At 59.9% G+C, this 23,954-nt stretch carries 14 protein-coding genes; 9 read left to right on the top strand and 5 right to left on the bottom strand.

What is annotated here, in order from left to right; translation table 11 throughout:
* Positions 1-62: 62 nt before the first annotated feature.
* Together VFZ66_07540 and VFZ66_07535 are read right to left on the bottom strand one after the other, a co-directional pair.
* The gene (locus VFZ66_07540; protein ID HEX6289027.1) at positions 63-737 is read right to left on the bottom strand and encodes a response regulator transcription factor; all 675 of its coding nucleotides are present in this window, start codon (positions 735-737) and stop codon (positions 63-65) included.
* Positions 734-3,154 (bottom strand): histidine kinase, encoded by a 2,421-nt coding sequence (locus tag VFZ66_07535; protein ID HEX6289026.1) that lies wholly within the window; start codon positions 3,152-3,154, stop codon positions 734-736. The genes VFZ66_07540 and VFZ66_07535 overlap by 4 nt, the downstream gene beginning before the upstream one ends.
* Positions 3,155-3,680: 526 nt before the next feature.
* Between VFZ66_07535 and VFZ66_07530 the strand changes: the two genes are divergently transcribed.
* The 9 genes from VFZ66_07530 (at position 3,681) to VFZ66_07490 (ending at position 20,144) form a co-directional block, all read left to right on the top strand.
* Positions 3,681-4,061, top strand: a complete 381-nt coding sequence (locus VFZ66_07530; protein HEX6289025.1) for a response regulator transcription factor — start codon at positions 3,681-3,683, stop codon at positions 4,059-4,061.
* Between the two features lie 26 nt (positions 4,062-4,087).
* Positions 4,088-5,446: a polyprenyl synthetase family protein gene (locus VFZ66_07525; GenBank protein HEX6289024.1), complete on the top strand. Its 1,359-nt coding sequence runs from the start codon at positions 4,088-4,090 to the stop codon at positions 5,444-5,446.
* 1,083 nt (positions 5,447-6,529) lie between these two features.
* A complete protein-coding gene (locus tag VFZ66_07520; GenBank protein HEX6289023.1) occupies positions 6,530-7,141 on the top strand; it encodes a DUF6073 family protein in 612 nt (203 codons plus the stop codon).
* A 387-nt stretch (positions 7,142-7,528) separates the two neighbouring features.
* Positions 7,529-9,073 carry an aminotransferase class V-fold PLP-dependent enzyme gene (locus VFZ66_07515; GenBank protein ID HEX6289022.1) on the top strand — a complete coding sequence of 515 codons (1,545 nt, stop codon included), beginning with the start codon at positions 7,529-7,531 and terminating at the stop codon, positions 9,071-9,073.
* 160 nt (positions 9,074-9,233) lie between these two features.
* Entirely contained in the window at positions 9,234-9,977 is a 744-nt protein-coding gene (locus tag VFZ66_07510) for a hypothetical protein (protein HEX6289021.1), read from the top strand.
* 293 nt (positions 9,978-10,270) lie between these two features.
* Positions 10,271-12,205 (top strand): FG-GAP-like repeat-containing protein, encoded by a 1,935-nt coding sequence (locus VFZ66_07505; protein ID HEX6289020.1) that lies wholly within the window; start codon positions 10,271-10,273, stop codon positions 12,203-12,205.
* Positions 12,206-12,224: 19 nt separating this feature from the next.
* The gene (locus tag VFZ66_07500) at positions 12,225-13,154 is read left to right on the top strand and encodes an enediyne biosynthesis protein UnbU (protein HEX6289019.1); all 930 of its coding nucleotides are present in this window, start codon (positions 12,225-12,227) and stop codon (positions 13,152-13,154) included.
* Entirely contained in the window at positions 13,151-19,000 is a 5,850-nt protein-coding gene (locus tag VFZ66_07495; GenBank protein HEX6289018.1) for a type I polyketide synthase, read from the top strand. The genes VFZ66_07500 and VFZ66_07495 overlap by 4 nt, the downstream gene beginning before the upstream one ends.
* A gap of 190 nt (positions 19,001-19,190) precedes the next feature.
* The gene (locus VFZ66_07490; protein ID HEX6289017.1) at positions 19,191-20,144 is read left to right on the top strand and encodes a helix-turn-helix transcriptional regulator; all 954 of its coding nucleotides are present in this window, start codon (positions 19,191-19,193) and stop codon (positions 20,142-20,144) included.
* A 145-nt stretch (positions 20,145-20,289) separates the two neighbouring features.
* Here VFZ66_07490 and VFZ66_07485 read toward each other — a convergent pair whose 3' ends face one another.
* From VFZ66_07485 to VFZ66_07475, 3 genes are all read right to left on the bottom strand, one after another.
* A complete protein-coding gene (locus VFZ66_07485) occupies positions 20,290-21,273 on the bottom strand; it encodes a DUF1702 family protein (protein ID HEX6289016.1) in 984 nt (327 codons plus the stop codon).
* Between the two features lie 367 nt (positions 21,274-21,640).
* Positions 21,641-22,216, bottom strand: coding sequence for a hypothetical protein (locus VFZ66_07480; protein HEX6289015.1), 576 nt, complete (start codon positions 22,214-22,216; stop codon positions 21,641-21,643).
* A gap of 535 nt (positions 22,217-22,751) precedes the next feature.
* On the bottom strand, positions 22,752-23,954 hold a 1,203-nt coding region (locus tag VFZ66_07475), incomplete at its 5' end, for a hypothetical protein (GenBank protein HEX6289014.1).

Raw genomic sequence — 23,954 nt, 5'->3', positions numbered from 1 at the left:
AACGACAGGCGCGTGGCAGTTGTTTTCGTCAGGTCGCACCCGATTGGGCGCGGCTGCGCGCGCTACTCTTCGCCTAAGCGATTACGCACGGCCCACGCGATGGCCTGGCCGCGCTTCAAGCCGAGCTTATCGTAGATATTGCGCAGGTGAAAGCGCACGGTACGTTCGCTAATACCGAGCTGCTCGCCGATCTCCTGATTCGACCGTCCCTCTGAGAGCAGGCGCAGGACCTCGGTTTCCCGGCTGCTCAGCTCAGGCTCGTCCAGCGTATCGGTATCGCGGACGGTGTGGTCGAGCACGGTATCAAGCACCTGCGGGCTGAGCCAGGTTTTGCCCCTGGCGACAGTCCGCACAGCGGTGGTGATCGTGGCAGGCTCCTCGTCTTTCAGAAGGTACCCCTTGGCGCCCGACTTGATCAGGGTGATGACGTATTCGGAGTCATTTTGCCCCGTGATAATCAAGACGCGGGTCGGGCTGCGCAGGGCTTCAAGCTCGCGCAGCAGATGCAGCGCTTTCAGCCCTGGCATATTAACATCCAGCACCAGCACATCTACGTCGTATGAGCGGACCAGCGCTAAGGCTTGATCACCGTTAACAGCCTCGCCGATCACCTCGATATCGGGATGTCGCCGCAGCTCATTGGCGATGCCAGAGCGCATAATCGGATGATCATCGGCGACGACAACTCGAAGCCGGTGTGATTCTGGTATGGCCTTATGAGAAAGAGGATCAGTCATGGCCGTACGATTCCTTCATGCGGGGAATTGGCTAGCGGTGTTAAAGGAACGGTTGCACGGATACAAGCGCCTTCTCCAGTTAAAGAAGATACGTACAATGTACCGCGAATCATTTCTAACCGTTCGCGCAACCCAACTAAACCAAAATGATGGTCTTCAATCAGTTGACCAAGTCGTTGCGGAACGTGAAAGCCTTTACCATCATCCCGCACGACGAGACAGATTTCGTCTGGCTGGATATAGATCTGCACTTCGACGGTCTGCGCCTCCGCGTGTTTTAGAACGTTGTTCAGTGCCTCCTGCATCACGCGAAACAGCGTGAGCGCTACGTCCTCAGGAATCGGCTGGTGCGGATCGCCGCTCACATGCAGGAAAGCTTCGATCGAACTCTGCTGCTGCAGCGCCCGCAGCCGTGACCGCACCGCAGAAACCAGACCCAAATTATCAAGGGCGGGCGGACGCAGATCGGCGCAGATGCGTCGCACATCGACCAGCGTTTGTTGCAAGTTGGATTGCACCTCAACAACTTGATCCCCCTGATCCGGGCTCAGCTGGCTACGGAGATTGGTCAGCTGGTAGTTCATGCTGGCTAGCGATTGAATGATCTGATCGTGGAGTTCCCGCGCCACACGCTTGCGCTCCTCCTCGCGAGCGTTGATTACCTGCTGGTGAAGCTTTTCTTTCTCAGCCGCCTGTTGTTGTAGCTCATCGATAAACTGGATATTTTGCATTGTAACGCTCGACAGGCGCATAATGACCTGCACGATCTCAAGGTCGGTGACATCGAATACTTCGCTGCCGCGCTTAGGACCCATAATGTAGAGACCAAGCAGGCGACTACCAGCAAACAAAGGTATCCAGAGCCAGGTGTGCTCGTAGCCTAACAGCCGTATTTCATGCGCTGAGAGCGCCTGGTCGTTCAAGTGCGTGTGCATTTCCGAGGTGTAAACCGGGTACGGATGGTCGCGCAGGTATTGGGCGATCTGACTGGTCGTTTTCAGGTACACCTGATCTTGCTCCCCGACGCACTGCTGGCAGGATAGCCCGGCTTGTGTGAACATGCCGGTTGCATTCAGGAGGAGCAGGCGCACACACTCCAGCTGCATGGCTTTTTGAATGCTGCTGCACAAAATCTGAGGCAAGACCTCGGGGTTGCGCGGTTGATCCAGCGTGCGGCTCACCAGCTGCACCGCCGATCGGTAATCGTACGAGCCGCCGTAGAACACATAGTTGGCGATCGTCTGGAGTCGTCGGTACAATGGGATCGATGTGCTCGTCAACGCGACGATTGTCACCAGATTCGCCGTTGCCTGCTGCTGCCCGGTGGCGGGTATCACTTTCGTGAGGGCAATGTTAAGCACCAGGTACATACTGATCAGTGTTGAAAGGACCAGCATATAGGCTGCGATCCGGCTGACATAGGAGTCGAGCTGGATCAGGCGGTAGCTGAGAATCGCATAGCCATACGTGATCGGGATGATCATGAGCAGCAAGAAGGCGATGTCATAGGGCAGCAGTGGTTGATGAATCAGCGCGTAGGGCACCAGCAGCAGAATCAGAAACGAGATAAATGCCACGCCCCCGCCAAGCGCCACGAGCCGCAGTTGCCGCTGAATCTCAAGCGTGGTGGCTCCGCGATACGCCTGCCAGAGCAAGAATACGACACTGAGCAGGCAGGCTGTCATCCAGATCAGGCTGCCGGAGAAGAAGCCTGAGGGTAGGCCACCCTCCTGCAGCGACGAGCCAACCAAGGGCAGCCCACTCCCGAGGGCGGCGATGAGGTAGCACGCCAATATACTGAGCCGGGTATAGCGTGATTGCAACGACAGAGGAAAGTAGAGATGAAAATGAATCGTAATCGGGCCAACCCACCAGAGCAGTGATTGAAAGAGGCGCACTGTCCAGGGCCTACCGGTGAAGTTGACTGCGCCAAATACCAGCGCGCCAACAAATACCTGACAGAAGAGCAGGAAGAGCCAGCTCTGCGTTCCGGTCGGCTTGAGCGCCAGCACTACCACGCTGACGAGCCAAAAGGTGATCGCAACTATCACGGGCATCAGTCGCCGCAGTGTTACCAGCAGCGGTGCAGCTTGCAAACGAACTTGAGCGTCGCTTATGATCCCGGAACGGGATATTTGAAATTGGATTGTGTCGCCAACAGCTTTGGTGGCGTGAGATGATGCCGCATGAAGAGGAATGCCATCGATGGCAATGATTCGGTCCCCAACCTGGATCAGTCCATTCGCTGGACCATCAACATCGACAGCAATCACCGCGCCCGTGCTTTGTGACCAATCAGCCCCCGTATATGGGCTGCTGATGAGTGCTCGTACCGACCAGCCAATCCCGAGTAGGCTGAAGACGATGACGATAAAAGGGGCGAAGAGCAGTGTGCGATGAGATAAGGGGCTGTGCATGGCGATTCCCCTTTTCTGTTTGTACGTTGATATGTTGCCAAAAATCGATGGTGGGCGTGCGGAATTCCTTGATGACTTCTGGTTATGTCTAGGACCCAGCCCTAGCAGAGGAACTCCTTGATGACTTCTGGTTATGTCTATGGCCCAGCCCTAGTATAAGAAATAGGAAAAAAATTGTCAACAACTCGCAGAAGTTTTGCAAAGATCCTCTTATGAGGAATACATACAGTAGAACAGGTGTGGCACTCGTCGCATGATTGGGTCAGGCCTACCAATCTAAAGCTGATTCATGGAGGTCGGTAGTTGTATCAGTTTCTGACGACGCATCCATCAGGTAGATCCGCGATCGGACCTGTCGCAAACGACAGGTACCGGCTTGCCAAATCTGGTAAGCTTAAACTGTCGCAGGGGGGCTGGTCCTGATTTAACCCCTCTGTTACAGTTGGGCCATAAGGTTACCACATAGGACATGCGTGTCTTAACGGTGAGTACCCCACCACAGTTTACTCCCACGCATGTAAGACTTGTGATTACATTTATTTCTTTTCTTATTGTTGATGATACTGATTCCTACCGAAAGCTCTTACGTCAGCTTGTCCAGACCCAGTGCAACTGGGCTGTGGTTGGGGAGGCTGCTGATGGTATAGAGGCAGTTAGATTAGCCCTCCGGCTTACCCCGGATTTTGTGTTCATGGATGTTACCTTGCCGCTGCTGAATGGCATTGAAGCCACTCGACGCATCAAGCAAGTCCTCCACAACACCCATATCCTCGTCTTGAGCGGCTACGACGACGAGGAGTTTCGCCAGCAGAGTTTGTTGGCGGGGGCAAGCTATTACCTACGAAAGGAAGATCTTGATGTCGAGTTGATCAAGCAGTTCATCGCCACACTCTTTCCTTCCGCTTAATGCTTCGATTTTGGCACTGTCTATCGTTGTCCTCACGCCGGAGCTTTCCCCTCTCCCCTGCCTTGTCCGGTAGCCGATTGTCATACCCCTTTTTCACATACCGCATAGGCGGTGCGCGAGCGACCCTAACAGCTCGCAGGTGGTTTATGGACCTGGTACGGCTCGTTCAGAACATGGTTACGGACTCAGTCTTCGCGTCTCAGATGCAGCACGATACTGCCCGCATGCTTAACACGGCATGCTCGGCACTGGATGACGACGTCAAAGAAGCTATTCTAGCGATCTGCTGTGGCGATGGGCAGTGGCAGCGTTGGTGTAATCCGGCATTGAAGCTTTCTCTGCTGGCCTGGGCTCCGCCCGCCCCTGCGGCTCCGCCCCAGATGCACGTGCTGGCAGATACATCCAAGGTTGACGCGCGCTATGTGGATGCGCTGCATGCCAGTCTGCCAAAGAAACATCTGCCTCAGTCGGACTCCCACCAGAATCCTTCGTTGATGAGTCTTCCCGATCTCTGCTGCGCGGCAGCAGGTGGCGTTCATGAGCAGGCGCACGCCGTGGGCGCGGCATGGCAGATTTTGTACAGGGCCTTGCATATCCTGGATGCAATCGAGGATGATGATCGTCCCGATGGCGCGTGGGCGCAGTGGGGTATGGGGCCGGCGGTCAATATCACGACCGGATTACTCACCAGCAGCCATGAGGCGTTGGAAACCCTGCTCGATATCGGCGTGAGCGCTCAAACGGCTCGTACGATCAGAAGCGATTTCAACCAGACGATCCTGACCATGTGCGCTGGTCAGCATCACGATCTGACGATGCGCCAGCCAACTCTGGACGAGTGCTGGCAGATCGCCGAGGCGAAGTCGGGCCACTTCTTCGCGCTGGCAAGTCGCTCGGGTGCCAGGCTGGCGACCGATGATCAGCAGGTGATCGAAAGCTTCGGCCAGTTCGGCTTTCACCTCGGAGTGCTGATCCAGATCGGCGACGATCTCAGCGGTCTTTGGTCAACCTCCGAATCCCTCAGCGATCTCCGCGATCCCGATCGCTGGACGCTGCCGGTGGCGTATGCGATGAGTACCGCGTCGCCGGAGGATCGCAAGATGCTTGCAGCCTCCTTACAGGCAGCAGCGAGCGATCCTGTGGCTGAAGCCCAGGCGCGCGGCCTGATTATCAAGACGGGCGCGGTCCTGTACCTGATGGCTGAGGCACAGCGACATTATCAGCATGCCAGAACGATCTTGCTCCAGCTTGCATCGACGACGCTTGCCTGTGATGCGCTGCTGTCGCTGTTGCAATCCTATCTTCCAGGCGAAATGATCGGCAAGGCGAGTAGCTCGGCCACACCGCTGATGCAGATCCAACCGACTCTGGTTCAGGCTGCATAGTCTTAGACTTGTCGCACGTGGCCTGAAGATACCGCTACAACCGGTGCTCCCCAGTCGGCTTGTTCGGCATCACCGGCATGACAGCGCAGGCGTAGATGTTGAACGACAGGACAAGATTTTCCGGCCTCTCTTGGATGCAGCCCTTGCATCCAAGAGCTTGATTGTTCAACGCTCATGCCGCTGCTAGATCAAAGGCTCTTTCAAAGCGCTTGCATATCCGCTCCGCTGATCCCTCACCACAACTTGTCCAGGTTGCAACCACGGCACCAGGCCGGGTGTCAGCTAGACCACACATGCAGCCGTATCTCTCGCCCCAGCGAGCGCCCTGATTGGTCCCATACCCTCGTACGCAAGGCGGCAATGATCGGTGTATGTGCCGAAATATTTCGTGGCACCTGCCCATAGGCCCGTGCTCCACGCGGGGTGTGAGGTTGGTCCCGCGATCATTAGAATCATGAAGGGCGCGACGGGCTGATGTGCCATCCATTCCCTGAAGCCTTGTCGGAGCTGCTCGTCTGGTTCATGCGCACCCCGCGTCTTTTTTTTGGTCCAGCTGACCCGACGAATGGCACGACTCATGTGGCGGAACGAATAGCGCCGCCGAAGCATGAGCCCAGTGCTGGCACCGATCTTCCACGGTGGTATCGGGATCGGTTGCCTCCACCTGGCCCATGTGCACGGCAAGCGCCGCACCTTTGGTCGCCGGTTGTCCCGGTCGTGGCTTCGGGGTCGACTGGGCGGTTTAAACCCACGGCCTCCAGCCGCCCCATAGCTCGATCGACCGCCTCATGACGCGCCGAGGTCGATCTGCGGAAGAGGCTTTCATGCAAGGCAGGATGCCGAGCGTTCAGGTTTTATGCAAACCGCTGGAAGGTGATGATCGCGTTAATGATGTTCACATATACGAGTGCCCGAATCTCGCCTGAGGGGATCTGTGACGGCACGACATCGCTGTGAGCAAACTAGAAGAAACACATAGCAAGATTTGAGAAGGCAGCACGAACGCGAACGCCTACAATAGCCTCAGGAACAACGACGGAGTTCCTAAACAATCGGGGGATTAACCCCAAAAGGAGATCCACCATGTCAGCCACAGTGAACGCCGAGACGACCAAAACCCTGATCCCCAGCCCGAAGAGCCTGTCCGACCTCCAGCTGTTCACGATGCCCGAGGGTGGCACCGATAAGCTGAACTTCGTGACCTGGGACACCATCGAAGTTCTTGGCCAGGGCCAGGAAACCATCGAGTTCCGTGGCCACTACCAGATCGAGCGCGAGAACCCGACCTCGTCCGATTGGCGCGAAGCGTCGGTCACGATCCACATGCGTGAGCTGGCGGTTGCCGGCGTCAGCGAGAAGTTCGGTCGCATCGAAGTCAGCACCAACGATGCCTACCAGGCTTCGGGTGGTATCGTCCGCTCGGGCACGCACTACAACAACCTGGCGGACTCGCCCAAGCTGTGCCAGATGGACGGCTACATGATGTTCAACCTGGTTGACGCGGGCCTGACCGTGTTCAACAAGGATCGCATCCGCCTCGAGCACACGATCACCCACATCCCGCCGGTCGGTCAGGGCGGCGGCACGGCTCCTGGCGTCTCGGTGAACCTGTACAACGTCAATGATCCCGACGGCGAGCCAGTTGCGGTTCTGCATCGCGTCAAGACCCACATCGGTGCTTGGCTGGAAAACTAAATCCCTTCCCTGCCGCAATGACTCATCTGGGACATCGTTCGTGGTGGTTGAGTATCTCAGGATCAGCTCCGGTTTGCATTCCGGTTATCAAGCTGAAGGTTGAACAGCCATCTGGGACAAACCACCATCAACGATGTCCCCCAAACAGCGACCCAACAAACGAGTCAGCTCGTGACCTGCCCTCCCGGCAAGTAGTGGATATGGACACGAGCTGATTCCATAACCTGATAGATAGTCTCAATCCAGCGACCGCTACTCCAGCAGCGATGCGGCTCCGTCGATGGATTGAATATCGATATTGTTGAAGATGAAAAATCAAATGGTTCTTTTAGACGCATCGTGCTCTTCCATCCAGCTCAGGTAGATTATCTACGAAGCGAAGATAGTATGGCAAATGCAGCGATAAACAATGCAGACGATCTTAGAACAGCCGAGGATGACGCGGCGATCGATGGTTTAAGCTCGGCTGTTCAATCGCTGCTCCCGGCGCTGGAGCGTTTTACCCGCTTCGACCAGCCAGAGCGTACCGCGAGCGAGCGCGCTGTGTGGTCCGCCCAGCTTGACGAGCCGTTGCCGAAACAAGGCGCTGGCGCTGATGCCGTCCTCAAGACACTCAGCGATGTTGTGATTCCACACGGCCTGCGCATCGGCTCGCCTGGCTTCTCCGGCTGGATCGCCACAATGCCAACCATGATTCCTGCCGCCGCGCACCTGGCCTCGGCAATCGCCGGCCCGCTGATCGTCGGCGTGCAATCCTTTAATCTGCTGGAGGCGCTGGCGCTGCGCTGGCTAGCCGAGCTGCTGAACCTGCCCGCCAGCTATCAAGGCTTGTTCACCAGCGGCGGCGCGGTCGCCAACCTGATCTGCCTGGGCGCCGCGCGGCAGCATGCCGCCGAGCAGCGTGGCAGCGATCCGGCGCTTCACGGCATTGCCAGCCTGCCGAATCCTCGTATCTATACCACGTCCCAGGTACATCACAGCATCTACCGCGCCGGCGGCGTGCTGGGCCTGGGCCGCCAAGCCGTGGTTACGATCCCCACCGACGAAGCGCTGCGTATGGATGTCGCCGCGCTACGTCGGCAGATCGCGCAGGATCGGGCGGCGGGCTGCACCCCGATAGCGGTGGTGGCGAATGCGGGCACGACGAACACGGGAGCGATCGATCCGCTGCCGGAGATCATCGCACTGTGTCGCGAGCAAGACATCTGGCTCCACGCCGATGGCGCGTACGGCTTGTTCGGCGTTCTGGACCCCGCGATCGCCCATCTCTACGGCGACCTGAGCATGATCGACTCGATGGTGATCGATCCGCATAAATGGCTGGCAACCTCGATGGGCTGCGGCGGCCTGTTTGTGCGGGATGCGCAGCTACTCGCCCGCGCCTTTAGGCTTGAGGAAGCAGGGTATGTCGAAGGCTCCCTGCCGATCTACACCGCCGATACGCCGCTGACCTCGCAGCTCGACGATTTCGGCTACATGTTCCAGGGCTTTGGTATCGAGCACACCCTACCGTCGCGAGGCGTGGAAGTCTGGGCAGTGTTGAAAGAAATCGGTGCGGATGGGATCAAAGCCCGGGTGTGTCGGCACAACGCCTACGCCCGCTACCTGGCGGAGCGTATCCAGGAAACGCCGGAGCTTGAGCTAGTAGCGCCGGTTACGCTCTCCACCTGCTGCTTCCGCTACGTGCCGGAAGCGCTGCGCAGCAGGACGGATCAGGCGACGATCCAGCAGCTCAACACCCTTAACCGCTCAGTGCTGGGCCGAATGCGTGCACGAGGCCGGAGCTTGCCCTCGGCGACCGTGCTCGGCAGTGCGTTCGTGATTCGTTCCTGTTTCATCAATCCGCGCACGACGCTTGCCGACATTGAAGCTGTAGTGGAAGAAGCCGTGGCCTGTGGTGCGGAAGCCTGGGCCGCCATGAACAACAACTAGGGAATTAGCCGACCACCGTCCGAACGTCCACGACCGGGACGTGTTGCCCGGCGCAAGCGATAGAACGAGCGACCATGCGGCTTCAGAAGCATACCTTCGGCGCTATGCCATCTGGCCGAATACCAGGTCCACACTGACACAGTGACTGAGGAGATGCCGCATGTCACAGCCAACAGCAGTCATCAAAGTTGTATGCAAACCGGACAAGCTCGAAGAAACAGCCAATCTGCTTGCTTGGACGGTCGGCCATCGCGTTGAGGTCGCCGAGAGGACCTCGCATGCGGACGCGCGCTGGCTGTTTGTGTTCACCGATCTGGCGTATCACGACGACGACGACACGATTCTGGAGCATCTGGGACTGGACATCATCGGCAAGCTCGGCGGCGTCCTCTCCTGGACCGTCATTCCGAGCGATGTGCATGAGGCCGAGGCCAGAATGGCACAAGCGCCAGCGCTTCCGACCAAGACGTCGAGCCTGGAAGAAACGCTGACTCAGGTCTTGAGCGGCCTGCCGGTTCCAGTTTCGATCATGAAACGCAACAGCGGCAAATACGCCTGGAAATGGCAGGACGCGACCGGTCAGGCCGATACCTTTATCGAATCGGTCCTGTCGGCGCTGTCGCTGGCGATGCGCTCGTACAAGGCTGTTCAGGGCGAACTGAACCTCGCCGGGTCGTCGCAGCCGGGATCGGAACTCGCCATGTCACTAGAGACGGAACTGATGAATGAACTGGTCACATTGCCAACCCCGATGTTGGTGATGCAGGGGCGAGACGGCGCGTATCTATGGAAGTGGGGCAACGCGACCGGCCACGCCGAAAGCTTTGGGGAAGCCGTGACCGCTTGCGTAACCTTAGCGATGACCTCGTATGCTGCGACACGCAGCCAGCTTATCGGCTCGTAGGATTGCTCCAAATCCCAGCCCAACGCGACTGGCACGCGGAGTCGTGACACTCCTTGCGTGAACCATCGAGCCGATGCCAGTCGCTCGCCATACATGCTTGGCCTGCGGTCGCCGCTCTCAACGGCAGCGACCGCACCTGCACAGATGCGATAGTCGCCGCAACCATACATGATTACATGATCTCCCGCCGATCGGTGCTGCCGCACCAGCGGACGATCGCAACTGCAAGTCCCGCGCCTGAGAGCGGTTGCCTGGTGAGATTGTGATGACGACACATGGAGGAGGACGTTCTCATGGCATTGTTCACGTTTTTCAAGAGTCAAGCAAGCCGCCTCATCGCGATCTCACTGATCGCGGTGAGTTATCAGGTCGTGCGTTTGCCTGAGCTACCAGCCGCCGAACGTGCCGCCCTCCGCGATCGTTTTTCGTTCCAGGCAAGCGTGCTTCCCGAAGTCAGCGGCTATCCCGCACGAACGATCCGTACGGTGCATCCGAGCTTTGAGCGGAATATCGCCTGGATATCGTCGGTGGGCGCTGCTGCGGCCCTGCACGATCTGGATGGCGATGGTCTGCCCAACGATACGTGCTATGTCGATACCCGCATCGATCAGGTTGTTGTCGCGACCGTACCGGGCACGACCCAACGTTATCAGCCCTTTGCGCTTGATCCCGCGCCGCTGCGCTACGATCCCAACACAACCGCCCCGATGGGCTGCCTGCCCGGCGACTTCAACGAGGATGGAGCCGCCGATATGCTGGTGTATTTCTGGGGCCGCACGCCGATCCTGTTTCTGAGCCAGGGCGATCCCGCAGCGCCGAGGTCACTCAGCAGCGCGACCTATGCTCGCCAGGAGTTGACCACCAGCCAGGAGATCTGGAATACCAACGCGGCCAGCCTGGCGGATGTGGACGGCGACGGTCATATCGACATCATCATCGGCAACTATTTCCCAGACGGTATGCGCATCCTGGATGCCCAGGCTACCGATGTTGCGCACATGCAGTATTCGATGTCGCGGGCCTACAACGGCGGTCGCAACCGGCTTCTGCTCTGGTCGGGCGCGGACAAGAAGCAGCCAGCCGCCAGCTTCACGGAGCAGGTCGGCGCGTTCGATGCCTACGGCGGCTCCGGCTGGACGCTGGCAGTAGGCGCTGCCGATCTCGACGGCGATCTGCTGCCGGAGTTGTATTTTGCCAATGACTTCGGCCCCGACCGGCTGCTGCACAATCGCTCCAGGCCCGGCGCTCCCGCCTTTGCGCTGCTTGAGGGTCAGCGGTCGTTCACGACGCCGCACTCCAAGGTGCTGGGCAAGGACTCGTTCAAAGGCATGGGCATCGAGTTTAGCGACCTCAACGCCGACGGCCTGCTGGATCTGTATGTCAGCAACATCGCCGGTGAATTCTCGCTGGAAGAAAGCCATTTTGTCTTTGTCAGCACCGGCAGGCTCGACCAGATGCAGCAGGGGATCGCGCCCTACATCGATCAAAGCGAGCAGCTGGGCCTGTCGCGGAGTAACTGGAGCTGGGATGCGCGCCTTGACGATTTCGATAACAACGGCACCGCTGAGGCTATTCAGGCCACCGGCTTCCTGCGTGGAAGCACGAATCGCTGGCCGGAACTGCACGAGCTGGCGATGTCGAATGATACCTTGCTGCAATATCCGAGCAACTGGCCGGAGTTTCATGCCGGCGACGATCTGAGCGGTCATGCGCACAATCCGTTCTTTGTTCGCGCCTCCGATGGCCGCTACTACGATCTAGCGGCAGATATCGGCATCGACGATACCGAGGTCACGCGCGGCATCGCGATCGCCGATGTCGATGGCGACGGCAGGCAAGATTTCGTCGTGGCGCACCAGTGGGCGGCTTCGGCCTTCTATCACAATCAAAGCCCAAGCACCGATCGCTTCCTGGGCCTGCATCTGCGGCTGCCAACCACGTCCATGCCGACGACGGCAACTGAAGGTCATCTTGGCAGCGCGGGCAGCCCGGCGATCGGCGCGACGGCAACCGTGCATCTGCCCGACGGAAGCACCAAGGTGGTCCAGGTGGACGGCGGCAGCGGCCATTCCGGCAAGCGCAGCCCGGATCTGCATGTCGGCCTTGGTCAGATCGCGCCCGACGCCCAGCTCACCGTCGATCTGCGCTGGCGCACGCCGACAGGCGAAGTTCGTACCGAAACCATCACACTCACGCCAGGCTGGCATACCGTGCAACTTGGCTGGTAATGTTGAGGAGAAGATGATCATGGAACAGAATCAGATTCAGGCTAGACGCTTGGGTGGACTTCGCCGCTTCGCGATCTCGATCACGGTCTTCAATATTATTGGCCGCCTTCTGCTTGGCTTTGAACAGTCCTGGGCACAGATGTTTGCGGCGGCGATCACCGCCTATGTCGTCGAGCTGGGGCTGGAGTGGGTTTCGGCCCGCACCACTGGCCGCGCGCCCAAGTTTCGCGGCGGCTTCCGCACACTGGTCGATTACTTGCTGCCCGCACATATCGCGTCGATGGCGATCTCGATGCTGCTCTACAGCAACGATCGGGTCGGTCCAATCATGTTCGCCGTGATCGTCGCGATCGCCTCCAAGAGCATCCTCCGGCTGCGGATTAACGGCTCGTCGCGGCATTTCTTCAACCCATCGAATCTCGGCATTGCCACTACCCTGGTTGTTTTTCCCTGGGTTGGCATCGCGCCGCCGTATCACTTCACGGAGAACTTGAGCGGCATCGGCGACTGGATTCTGCCGGTAGCGATTGCGCTGGCGGGAACGATGATTAACTCGAAGTTCACCGGCAAGATGCCCTTGATCTTAGCATGGCTCGGCACCTTCGCGCTCCAGGCGATTGGACGCAGCCTGGTGCTGGGAACGCCGGTAGTTTCCGCGCTGGGGCCGATGACCGGCGTGGCGTTTATTCTCTTCACCTTTTACATGATCACCGATCCCAGCACCAGTCCGCTCGATCCACGCTCTCAGGTCTTCTTTGGCATGGCCGTCGCTATTACGTATATGGTCCTGGTGCTGTCGCATATTGTGTTCGGTCTCTTTTTCGCTCTCACGATCGTCTGCGGCCTGCGGGGAATAGGCTTATATCTTCAGGCGCAACTGGCGCGCTTCACGCAACGCAACGTTGTTGTCTCACCGCAACCAGCTCTTAGGACGGGGAACAAGTTATGACGAACAATCTTGCGATCGTTGGGATGGCCTGTCGCTATCCCGATGCTGCTTCACCACAAGAACTGTGGGAGAACGTGCTGTCACAACGCCGCGCGTTCCGCCTCATGCCGTCTGAGCGCTTGAATCCCGCCGATTACTGGTCAGCGGATCGGGCCGCACCCGATCGCACCTATGGCCAGCACGCCGCCGTGATCGAGGGCTACGATTTCGACCGACTGAAGTTCCGCGTCGTCGGATCAACGTTTCGATCGGCGGATCTCGCTCACTGGCTGGCGCTGGACATTGCGAGTCAGGCGTTGACTGATGCGGGCTTTCCCGATGGCGTTGGCCTGCCGCGCACCGAAACCGGCGTGCTGCTCGGCAACACACTGACTGGCGAGTTTTCGCGGGCCAATGTGATGCGGCTGCGCTGGCCCTATGTCCAGCGTGTGATGGATGCTGGTCTGCGCGAAGCTGGCTGGACCGCCGAGCAACGCCAGATCTTTTTGTCGCGCCTGGAGCAGCTGTACAAAACGCCGTTCCCACCGATTGGCGAAGAAACCTTAGCCGGCGGTCTTGCCAATACCATCGCGGGCCGGATCTGCAACTATTTCGATCTGCATGGCGGCGGCTACACAGTCGACGGAGCCTGTAGCTCGTCGCTGCTGGCCGTCTCATCGGCATGCTCCGCCCTGGTGGCTGGCGATCTGGATGTGGCGATCACCGGCGGCGTGGATCTCAGCCTCGATCCGTTCGAGCTGATCGGCTTTGCAAAAACCGGCGCGCTGGCAACCGATCTCATGCGTGTCTATGACGCCCGCTCAGCCGGATTCTGGCCTGGCGAAGGCTGTGGCATCATCGTGCTGATGCGCGAGGACGATGCCATCGCGCAGGGACGGCGCATCTATGCGACGATCGAGGGCTGGGGCATTTCGTCCGACGGCAGCGGTGGTATCACACGGCCCGAAGTCGAAGGCCAGCTCCTGGCGATCCGCCGGGCCTATCGCCGCGCCAAGATCGGGATCGAAAACGTGGCGTATTTCGAGGGCCACGGCACCGGCACCGCCGTGGGTGACGCGACTGAGCTGCGCGCCCTGAGCCAGGCGCGGCGTGACGCAGGCGCAAGTGTGCCTGCCGTGATCGGCTCGGTGAAGGCGAATATCGGCCATACCAAAGCGGCGGCTGGCATCGCCGGGCTGATCAAAGCCGCGATGGCGCTGTACACCCAGATCGTACCGCCGACGACCGGCAGCCAAACGCCGCATCCCGAACTAACCGGCGACGCTCCCGCATTACGTGTTGGCAGCAGCGGCCAGCTCTGGCCGCAGGATCAGCCACTCCGCGCCGGCGTTAGCTCGATGGGCTTTGGCGGAATCAACGCGCATATCGTGCTCGGCGGTAGCGCAATCGAGCGCCGAACATCGCTCACGACCGCCGAGCGGCTGGCGCTGTCAACGCCCCAGGATGGAGAGATCTTCTTCTTCAGCGCCTCCGACCGCCTGACCTTGCAGAGTCAGATCGAGGCAGTGCTTCAGCGAGCACCCCAGATCGCGTTTGCCGAGCTGAGCGATCTCGCCGCCGAGCTGGCCCGATCGCTCAAGCTGGGAACGATCCGCGCAGTTGTGATCGCGTCCACGCCGGCTGAGCTGACCGACCGCCTGGAAACCCTCAACTCCTGGCTCGCCGAAGAGCGCACCAGCGCCTGGGATGATGACGGCTACGTGTTCCTGGACGCGCCCACACGACCGCCACGGATCGGCTTTCTGTTCCCCGGCCAGGGCTCGCCCTCGTACCTGGATGGCGGCGCGCTGCGGCGGCGGTTCACGATCGTCGAAGATTTGTATGCACACGCGGCGCTGCCAGCCGGAGGCGATACCGTCAACACCGCAGTCGCGCAGCCCGCGATTGTGCGCTCCTCGATCGCGGCGCTGCGGGTGCTGCACCATCTGGATATTACGGCGCAGAGCGCCGTCGGGCACAGCCTCGGCGAGTTGACGGCGCTGTACTGGGCCGGCGCGCTCGACATTCCAGCGCTGCTGCGGGTAGCGACCGTGCGCGGCAAGGCGATGGCGCAGTTGGGCTCTCCTACTGGCGCGATGGCAAGTCTCAGCGCCGGTAAGGAGGTCGTCCAGCAGTTGATCGACGGTACGCCAGTGGTGATCGCCGGGCTGAACTCGCCGACGCAGACCGTGATCGCCGGCGAGGCGCAGGCTGTGACCAAGGTGATCGAGCGCGCGCGCAGCCAGCAGCTCAACGCAACGCTGCTGCCGGTTTCGCATGCCTTCCACTCGCCGCTGGTTGAGGCGGCGGCCAGTCCGCTGAAAACCTACCTGGCGACACAAACGCTGCACCCGCTCAAGCGCAAGGTCATCTCGACCGTTACGGGTCAGCCGCTCGCCAGCGACACCGACCTCTGCGATCTGCTGTATCGTCAGGTCACGCAGCCGGTGCGCTTCATGGAAGCCAGCACGATTGCAGGATCGATGGCCGATCTGTTGATCGAAGTGGGGCCGGGCCAGATTTTGAGCCAGTTGGTCAAACCTGTGCTGGATGTTCCTGCTGTCGCGATCGACGCCGGTGGGTCATCGCTGCTTGGTCTGCTCCGCGCGGTCGGTGCCGCCTTCGTCAAGGGCGCGCCGGTTCGAGTTCGTGAGCTGTTTGCCGATCGGCTGACGCGTCCGTTCGATCTTCAGTACCAGCCGCGATTCTTCGTCAGCCCGTGCGAGCTTGCGCCGCAGATCGACGAGGTGCTGGCACTGCCACTCCTGCCGCCGGTCGATGTCACGCCGATCGAGGTGGCGTCGGCTGAGCCGACCGTCGAGCCGATCGCCGCAAACGAGGATTCGGTGCTGCATGTGTTGCGCCAGTTGATCGCGCAGCGCGCCGAGTTGCCGCCTGACGCTGTTCGGCCAGAAGATAACCTGCTCAACGATCTGCACCTGAACTCGATCTCAGTCGGGCAGATTGTGGTCGAGGCCGCGCGTATGCTCGGCATTCAAAGCCTCGTTACGCCGACCGACTACGCCAACGCGACGGTCGGACAGGTGGCCCAAACACTGGAGGATCTCCTCCAAACCGGCAGGGAGGTTGCGGAGCCAAGTGATCCGCTGCCTGTCGGCGTTGATCTGTGGATTCGACCGTTCCAGGTGTCGCTGGTCGAGCGAGCGCGACGTTCTGCGCCAGCCGCTAGCCAGGGAATCTGGACGATCCTTGCGCCGAGCGGGTATCCCCTGACCGAGTCGCTCAATCGCGCGTTTGCCGAGAGCAATCAGGGCCAGGGTGTCGTCGTCTGCTTGCCGCCCGATCCTGATGTACAGCAGCTTGGATTGCTGCTGAGTGGTGCGCAGATGGCGCTGAACCGGCGATCCGGCACCTTTGTGGTGGTGCAGCATGGCGGCGGCGGCGCGCCACTGGCGCGTACAGCCCATCTCGAAGCACCGGCGATCGATACCTGCGTGGTGGATGTGCCGCTGGATCATCCCGAGGCGACGGCCTGGATTGTGGGCGAGGCGCTGGCGGCCCGTGGCTACGTCGAAGCCCACTACGATGCTGATGGCACACGTCGCGAGCCTCTGCTCCGGCTGCTGCCGCTTGCGTCGGAAGCCGATGATCTGCCGCTCGATCCCAGCGATGTGCTGCTAGTGACCGGCGGCGGTAAAGGTATTACCGCCGAGTGCGCGCTGACGCTGGCCCAGGAAACCGGCGCGAAGCTGGTGCTGCTTGGCCGCTCGCTGCCGGAAAACGATCGTGAGCTGGCGGAGAATCTGGAGCGGATGCAGGCTGCGCGGCTCCAGGTGCGCTACCAGGCGGTCGATATTTCCGATGCCGCCGCAGTCAAGCTAGCGATCCAGGAGGCCGAGGCCGCGCTGGGTCCGATCACGGCAATCATCCACGGCGCTGCGAGGAACGAGCCGCAGTTGCTCGGCCAGCTCGACGAGGCCGCGATCCGCAAGACCTTCGCGCCGAAGGTGGACGGTTTCGCCAATCTGCTGGCGGCGATCGATCCCGATCAGCTGCGTCTGCTGGTAACGTTTGGCTCGATCATTGCCCGCACGGGGCTGCGCGGCGAGGCCGATTACGCGCTGGCGAACGACCGCTTGGTCCGCATGACCGAGCGCTTCGCGGCGGAGCATCCGGCCTGTCGCTGTGTCGCGATCGAGTGGTCGGTCTGGTCGAGCATCGGCATGGGCGAGCGACTCGGTCGCGTCGCTGCGCTGCGCCGTGAAGGCATTACGCCGATTCCCCCGGACCAGGGCCTGGATCTGTTCCGCCGGTTGCTGGCCCAGCCGCTGCCGACCGTAGCGGTTGTCGTGACTGGCCGTTTTGGTGCGATCCCAACGTTGCAGGCCGAGCAGCCGGAGCTACCCTTCCTGCGCTTCCTTGAAGATCCGAAGGTGGCGGTTGCTGGCGTCGAGCTGGTGGTTGACGTGACACTTTCGCGCCAGAGCGATCCGTATCTGGACGATCACGTGTTCCGTGGTGAGCGCCTGGTGCCTGCGGTGGTTGGTCTGGAAGCGATGGCCCAGGTCGCTGCGGTGCTCACCGAATCGAGCGCTCCGCCGGTCTTTGAGCAGATTCGCCTGGATCGACCGATTGTGATTCCGGCGCAGGGAGCATCCAGGATCAGGATCGCGGCGTTGGTACGGCAGCCCGGTCTGATTGACGTAGCGATTCGTAGCGAAGAAACGGCCTTCCAGGTCGATCACTTCGCAGCGCGATGCTATGTCGCCGTGCCTGGAACGTTGCCACAGCCACAGCCATCCTTCGAGCCGGGCGATCTTGCCGCCCTCACGCCGGTGCCGATTAACCCGGATCGCGAACTGTACGGCGGGATGTTCTTCCATCGAGGCCGCTTCCAGCGCCTGCGCGCGTACCAGCAGTTGAGCGCGAAAGGCTGTGTTGCCGACATTCGCGTCAACCAGCAGACGAGCTGGTTCGACCGCTACCTTCCGGCCTCGATGTTGCTGGGCGATGCCGGCGCTCGCGACGCGATCTTGCACACCATCCAGTCGTGTATTCCGCACGCCAGGATCTTGCCGGTCGGCGTGGATCGGCTGGAAATCCACGATGTGAAGCCCGACACAACCTGGATCTCAACTGCTCGCGAACGATTCCGCGACGGCATGACCTTCACCTACGATGTGGAGGTACGCACACCTGATGGTGCGCTCCGCGAGCGCTGGGTTGGGCTGCGGCTGCGGATCGTCGAAGATGTACAGTTTGCTCAGGGCTGGCCTGCGGCGCTGCTGGGTCCGTATGTCGAGCGCTCGCTTGAATCGCTGATTCAGCAGCCGCCGCCAATCGTTGGCCTGGAGCACGACGCCACCAGCGACCGCCAGCAACGTGCCGAGCATGTGGTCCAGCGGATCGTCGGTCGCTTGAGTACGATCTATCATCGCCCCGATGGCAAGCCCGTGTTGAGCGATGGACCGTCGATCTCACTCGCGCATAGCGAGCCGCTCACGCTGGCGGTCGTGGGCGAGGGTACGATTGCCTGCGATCTTGAGTCGGTGCGGCAGCGCGATCCTGAGGCATGGCAATCGCTGCTGGGGCTGGAGCGGACGGCGCTGCTACAACAGCTTATCCGGACGACGGGCGAGGACCTCTCGATCGCGGCGACACGGCTGTGGGCAGCAGGCGAGTGCCTGATCAAGGCCGGCTTGCCGGTGGAAACACCGCTGCGCTACTCGACGCATCTGCCGGATGGCTGGGTGCTGTTCACGGCGGAAACGCTGGTGATCGCAACGCTGGCGACGCGCCTCCAGGATCAAGAGGCGCCGCTGGTGCTGGCGATCCTCAGCGATCCATCGTACTTGCCCGATCGCGAGCTGCACCTGGGCAATGGCATTGCTGCGCTGACGGCATGATCAGCCTGTGAGGGTGGGCGCTGCCGCGTGGGTATCCGCGCGTGTACGCGCCCGCTCTTTTGCGAATTCGGCTCTGCTCGATGCGCACGAAGCTCGTGACCATAGGCTTTGCCTCCGGGCGGAAAGGCTCAGCCGATTGATCCATCTCCTGCGTTGATTGATCCGCTCTTCGTCACCGTAAGGATTCGATATGTCGATCGATGTTCAGGACTACCAGGCTACAAACGTGGCGTTCTCCCAGCCATTAGCATCACTGTTTTTCCGAACAGAATCCGCTGCTCGCCTCGTGGCCCGGCGCGGCGGCAGGCCGACGACCTACCATCAGGCGGCTGAGCGAGTCATTCGCACGATCCACGAACGATTGGACGAGCCGCTGATGCTTCAGGATATGGCGGAGATTGCTCAGCTCAGCCCGTATCACTTCAACCGGGTGTTTCGGCAAGTTACCGGCATTCCACCCAGCAAATTTCAAGCGGCGCTGCGCTTGCAGGCGGCGAAGCGGCTGCTGATCACGACTCAGCTCAGCGTTACCGAGATTTGTTTTATGGTCGGGTATAACAGCCTCGGCACATTCACCAAGAGTTTCACGGAGTTGGTGGGGCTGTCGCCTAGCCAGCTGCGATCACGGGCGAAAGATTCCGCCTATGCTTCGATCCAGGCGTTTGCCGCTGCTGCCTCTCGGCACGATCGAGAAGCAAAAAGTCTGGATGGCTGGACCGTTCAGGGAACCGTTTCTACGCAGGAGTTGATCAGCGGTCCGATCTTGATCGGTCTGTTCAACTCGCCAATTCCAGAAAGTCAGCCGGTGGCCTGTACGCTGGTGCCGGAGGTCGGCGGCTATCAAATCCATAATGTACCGTGTGGTGAGCACTATATGCTCGTCGCGGCTTTCGATCAAGAATGTACCAGCGCTGCCGAGCTGATGCAGGATCAACCGATCCTCGTGGGCAAGGCTCGCAATATGATCGCGACTAAGACGACGCGCGCCGCGATCAAAGCCGATGTGTTCCTGCGACCAGCCCAGTCGATCGATCCGCCGATTCTGGTCGCACTCTCGCAGCTCCTCCACAAGCGACTCAAACATCTCCATGGCTACGCCGAGCATGATATCCTGTTCCGCGAGCGCGTGATAGGCAGGACCTAGCGGTAGCGGATCGATTCTTGCCTTCCGTGGCATCAGCGGTTCGTAATCCAGAGAGATTAAAGACCATCATCCAGATCCGACGAAACCGGCCCACCTGTTGCGCTCAATGCCTGTGCAGGTGGGCCGGTTGGTGGTGTGAGAACGATCAATCTGAATCTACGGCGTCTGAAAATCTGGCCGCCGTGACCGATTGCTGAATCCGCTGGCGCCAGATCTCATAGGCTGGCTCCGGAGCGTCGAACGGGAGATCTGCCAGGGCATCATCGGTGATTCTGGCGGCATTCCGCGCGGATAGACCATATAAGATCGTGCAGGCAAGATCGGTATAGTCTGTCGAACAGCCCGCCCGCTGACGCGCCTTCGCAGCCAGCGCCGAGCCGAGCGCCATATCGGCCTGGTATGGTCCGGCGCGCTCCAGCAATACCCTGATCGCGGCCTGATCCACGCCGCCCGCATAGGTGCAGGCCAGCCCTACACCGCTCCACAGATCCGCGCGGCGTAGCGGATCGAACTTGCCGATCATGCCGGGAATATGCAGCACGTTCGCGCCTGCCAGGAACCATAGACTTCGTCCCAGACCTTGATCGAAGGCGCGACAGGCATAGCCCGCCAGTTGATCGGGAACAAGCTGCTGGGTCACTGTACGATACGGATGAAAATAGCCTTCGTGAAAGCCATAGCCGTCGATCGCCAGCCAGCGCAGCAGCGGATCGAGCCAGGCCACGCGGCGCTCGGTGTGGGCTGGCAGCCGCGCCAAGATCCACCCGACGCCGATATAGCCTGCGTAGATATGTTCAGCGCCGACTCCATTTAAGAACCGTGGCAGGCGATTTGGCCGCCAGACCATCAGAAGATCGAGCGCCGTGAGCGTTGCGGCAGCTCCCTCAAAGGCAAATCCGCGCAGATCCCTATCGACCTCATTCAACTTACGCGCCAGCTTCTCATCATTAAACCCCAACAAAGCGGCCTGATAGCCATATACGAACGATCGTTTGATCCGTTCAAGCTGCTGGCGTGCAAGCATCTCGCTCTCGCTGGGCGCGGTCTGCGCCAGATCCGCTGCACGACTCGCCAGATGGTGATAGAGGAGTCTCAGCGCGCCAGGTACCGCTCCGCGTGGTTGGGACATGTTAGCACCTCACATCATCTATGAGGACGCGACGACTGTAGTTAAGGTGTGGAGGGAGTTCGACGGGATGTGGCGCAATTGCACCACCACGTCAACGGAACCATCTGCACTGCGCCGCCAGCATCCCAGGTACAAGCCTGCAGCAAACGTTACTGCCTCCTACTGACCAATCTCCATACTAGTGGAGGGCTTGCCTGAGATCTTCTTGGAAGTTGCCCGGCTTGGAAACATGTGAGTGTGGATATCAGATCTAAAGAGGCGTGCTGATTAAATATGAGAACCCGCCCTGGCGTAGAGACGATCCTGTCTCGTTGCCGGACGGGGTGCGGCGCGTCTGTGAATTGGCTGGCTAGATGGGGCTGACCAGCTAGGTCAGGGCAGGCTTTCGCAAGGCACAGCTGCACTTCACGCGGTGAGCCTCATCCGCAGATGGAAAGGAGTGGTAGAACATAGCAATGACCATTGGGGCGAAGACGACGGCGTTGTAGAAGAGATGCAGCTCCATGCGCGGAAATGCGAGCTGCAAAAGGCTGGTGGGGGCAGCCGCGCCAAAGAAGGGCGTGCCCAGCGCCGCCTGGATCAGCAGCAGCAGATGCTCGAAGTGGTGCCAGATCTGGATCGCCAGCGCGATGTTCCACCAGGTGCGGCCCTGACCGACAAAGCCGGGCCGTAGCCAGATGAAGCCGATCAGCATGACGATCGCATAGACGTAGTGGAGGAGCTCGGAGGAGACGAGCCAGGGGAAGAAGAGGCCGAGGAAGCCACCGGCCTGGCTGCGAGGCCAGTGCATGCCATACACCTGATACGCCTGCACCAGGTGCTCCACCCAGTGTGCCAGCACGATCACCAGAAAGACCATCAGGGCTGGCTTGTGCCATGCTTCATTCAACCGGCGCGTAAAACTGATTGGACGACGAAGCTGGTTGGGCTGAGCTTGGGCCATGTCAATGCCTCCTTGAACACGTGGTTCAACTACCACGAACAATCTGAGCGCCGCGCCATCTGCTCCAAATCCCGACATAGGCGAGCACCATCAGCAATCCGATACGAAACCGCATGATTGGGCCAAGAATAAATGTATAGTTCGTTCTAGTCGTCCAAATCTCGACAACCAGGCCATCTTGTACGCGGTATGAGGCCCAGACTTCGCTGGAAACCGCTGGCGAACCCCGAGCATCACCACGCCAGCGCCCGTACACGGTCAGAGTATGATTGGGACTCGTCACAATCCGGTCACAGTCGGCTGTTAGCTTAGCGACCCTGCTGTGCGATCGAATAAACGCTAGCCAGGTCTGCCAGGCGCTAATGCCCCGGAATGTCAGGCCGTCCATGTGGCTGATCACATCCTGATGCAGCACCGTTGGGGCATCAGCGGTATCTCGCGTGCCTGCGATCATTTCGACAAGACGCTCGACAACTTCCCGATCGCTAAGGACTGGCTCGTCAGTTAGTTGCATAGTCACCACGGGCTGTACGATTTACGGAGCGTCGCTAAATACCTTCGCCGTTTGCCTTTCTAGAGGGGCACGATACACCATACAGTAATTCTTGATCACCAGATTTGTCTCGCAGAGACGCGCAAATATCGCGCCTACCAGCCGCTGGGAGCGGGTGCCGTTAAGTGCTGTTGCTTTTGCAAGACGACGTAGGTTGGTCAACACAAAGCGATCGGACTGACGAATAATGCCTTCTGGCGTGACCTCCGGCAGCTTCGAGAGCGCGAACCAGTCGAAGGTGCTGTGGATGCCTAGCAGATGCCGCAGATATTCGTGATAGACACGTCCCATCTCCTGTGGTGCCTGTAAGACCTGTGGCGCGATCTGTGCCGCCGCAAAGCCGGTGCCGACACCGGCACCCGCCATCCACCAGACCTGGGCGTATGCCGGCCCTGCAAGCAGCCAGTTCGCACCATAGGCCCGCTCATGCACAAAGTAGTGGTGGTGGGCTTCCATAATCGTGGCTGACTCGACGAAGCATCGCCGGTAGTGCAGGCCGCGCCGCGCATAGGCTCGCTCGGCAACCGCAAGCAGTTCCTCATCCAACAGCTTGGTCGCATCTGCCGCCGTGCTCACCCCGATCGAGACGTAGCTGCCCAGCGGAATGCACCAGGCGATGCCATCGACGCCATCAATCTCGGGATAGAGCTTGACGATACTCGTCGCGGTTTCCCAGGGCTCGGGAGCGGGTGGCGTTTTTTTTAGGTGCTCTGGCAGATGGTAATGAGTGTACACCACGCGCTGCGGTACACCAATCGTATCGCGGCGAATACCTGTCGCGCGGGCTACGACCAGGCCGTGATTAGTTGCATCGAAGACGTACGTTGCCGGTAGTGTGGTGCCATCTGACAAGTGTAGCGTTGTGATTCGGTCCGTTTCACGCTCGTAGTCCATCGAGGTAACTTTGACATCGATCTGCGTACAGTAGGCGCTGGCGACCGTCTGCGCGTAGAGCGCCGCATCAAAGCCGAGTCGATCGAACTGCAAAAACTCTTTGGGTGCGGTGTAGCCCATCAGCCGGAAGAGAAGCCTTGCCAGAAAGGTTTTATTTGCCACAAAGTCACACGAGAAAACATAGTCGCCGAGGTAGGCCGTCACAACTTTTTTGCTGAAGAAATATTCTGAGAACTCAGGAAACATCTCTAGCAGACCAAGCGTACCTTCGAGGTTCAATGATTCGCCGAG

It is taken from the genome of Herpetosiphonaceae bacterium, assembly GCA_036374795.1.
Lineage (GTDB): Bacteria > Chloroflexota > Chloroflexia > Chloroflexales > Kallotenuaceae > LB3-1.
This window is presented reverse-complemented; position numbering and strand designations above follow the sequence as displayed.